Below are 1914 nucleotides of genomic sequence, written 5' to 3'. Positions count from 1 at the left end.
CTCAGGTGGGTGAAGCCATGGCCATGGTCAAAGCGCTTAACCGGATCACGCTATTAGGAATGCCGAACAGTATTCGCATCACGTAACAATCGACCCGTATGGGGTGCAGTCGTTACAAGTTCTGATTTATTCAACAAAGCCGAATGTTAGGAGAAAAAACCAATGACGACACGTATCGAAAAAGATTCCATGGGCCCGATTGATGTTCCTGCCAATAAGCTGTGGGGGGCACAAACGCAGCGTTCTTTGGAGCATTTTCGTATCTCTGAGGAAAAAATGCCGCAAGCGCTGATTTTTGCCTTGGCGTTGACCAAACGTGCGGCCGCACAGGTCAATAACACGCTTGGCCTGCTGCCGGACGACAAGAGCGCAGCGATCATTGAAGCCGCCGATGAGGTGCTGGCTAAGAAACATTCCGGCGAATTTCCTTTGGCGATCTGGCAGACCGGCTCTGGCACACAAAGCAACATGAACATGAATGAAGTGCTGGCCAACCGCGCCAGTGAACTACTGGGAGGGGAACGCGGTAATGCGCGTTTGGTGCATCCCAATGATGATGTTAACAAAAGCCAGAGTTCGAACGATGTCTTCCCCACGGCAATGCATGTGGCCGCTGTCATTGCCCTCAACACTCACCTGTTGCCGGAGCTTGACGCGTTGTTGATTACGTTACAGGCCAAGGCCGAAGCGTTCAGCGATATCGTTAAAATCGGGCGCACCCATTTGCAGGATGCAACGCCGCTGACCTTGGGGCAGGAGATTTCCGGTTGGGTCGCCATGTTGCAACATAATCGTAAGCACATTGAGAACAGCATCCCTCATTTGAGCGAGCTGGCACTCGGTGGAACAGCGGTGGGGACGGGCCTCAATACCCACCCTGAATATGCGGTTCGCGTTGCCAGTGCGCTGGCAGAATTGACCGGGCAACCGTTTGTTACCGCACCCAATAAATTTGAAGCCTTGGCAACCTGTGATGCACTGGTGCATGGTCACGGTACATTGAAAGGGCTGGCTGCGTCGCTGATGAAAATTGCCAACGATGTGCGCTGGCTGGCATCCGGTCCGCGCTGTGGCATTGGCGAGTTGAGCATCCCGGAAAACGAGCCGGGCAGTTCCATCATGCCGGGGAAAGTGAATCCGACCCAGTGTGAAGCACTGACCATGCTATGTTGCCAGGTGATGGGCAACGATGTGGCGGTGAATATGGGAGGAGCATCGGGGAATTTCGAGCTTAATGTTTATCGCACCATGGTTATCCATAATTTCCTGCAATCGGTTCGTTTGCTTGCGGATGGCATGAAGAGCTTTGATGAGCATTGCGTCATAGGCATTGAGCCTAACCGCGATCGTATTGAACAGTTGCTTAATGACTCTCTGATGTTGGTTACCGCATTAAATACTCACATCGGTTACGATAAAGCCGCAGAGATTGCCAAGAAGGCGCATAAAGAGGGATTAACGCTTAAAGCCGCCGCGCTGAAACTCGGTTATTTAACCGAGCCACAGTTTGATGAATGGGTGCGCCCGCAAGATATGGTGGGTAGCCTGCATATCGGATAAGGACAGAGCTTTACGCGCTTTCATCCAGATAGAGGTGAAGGCGCGGAATCAGCAGCCGCAGCGCTTTCGGCCTGTATTTGGGTTGCGCGCTGTCGGCAAGGTAGTTTCCCAACTCACCAATGACTGGAATGCGTGAAGGGTCGCGGCACAGCACTAATAAAGGTGACGGGAAGGGGTGTTGCACCTGTTTTTGCGCGTCCTGATATGTATTAGTTGTACTAGCTCAGACCTGATCTGACAGTTACCGATTATTTATACAGGTGTCTGTCAGATTACATCTGGTTCAGATTCTTTTCTGCCCAGATCCGTTTTCCATCGAGTAAAGTGGCCATCGGCGTACGCCCGCAGCACATT

The 1914-nt window shown here is 52.0% G+C and carries 1 protein-coding gene and 2 pseudogenes; 2 read left to right on the top strand and 1 reads right to left on the bottom strand.

Annotated elements, in window-relative coordinates; all coding sequences use genetic code 11:
• A pseudogene (locus QZ506_RS04605) lies at positions 1 to 86 on the top strand (lipoprotein); the annotation flags it as partial.
• Between the two features lie 76 nt (positions 87 to 162).
• Positions 163 to 1560 (top strand): class II fumarate hydratase, encoded by a 1398-nt coding sequence (fumC, locus tag QZ506_RS04600; protein WP_291969379.1) that lies wholly within the window; start codon positions 163 to 165, stop codon positions 1558 to 1560.
• A gap of 10 nt (positions 1561 to 1570) precedes the next feature.
• On the opposite strand, the pseudogene QZ506_RS04595 reads toward fumC, so the two are convergent.
• Positions 1571 to 1765, bottom strand: a pseudogene (locus QZ506_RS04595) (DNA replication terminus site-binding protein); the annotation flags it as partial.
• Positions 1766 to 1914 lie beyond the last annotated feature (149 nt).

The sequence above is a fragment of the Candidatus Symbiopectobacterium sp. genome, assembly GCF_020054415.1.
Classification (GTDB): Bacteria; Pseudomonadota; Gammaproteobacteria; order Enterobacterales; family Enterobacteriaceae; genus Symbiopectobacterium.
This window is presented reverse-complemented; position numbering and strand designations above follow the sequence as displayed.

Coding starts and splice junctions, on each gene's coding strand:
- fumC (WP_291969379.1), top strand. CDS start 163: ATGACGACACGTATCGAAAAAGATTCCATGGGCCCGATTGATGTTCCT.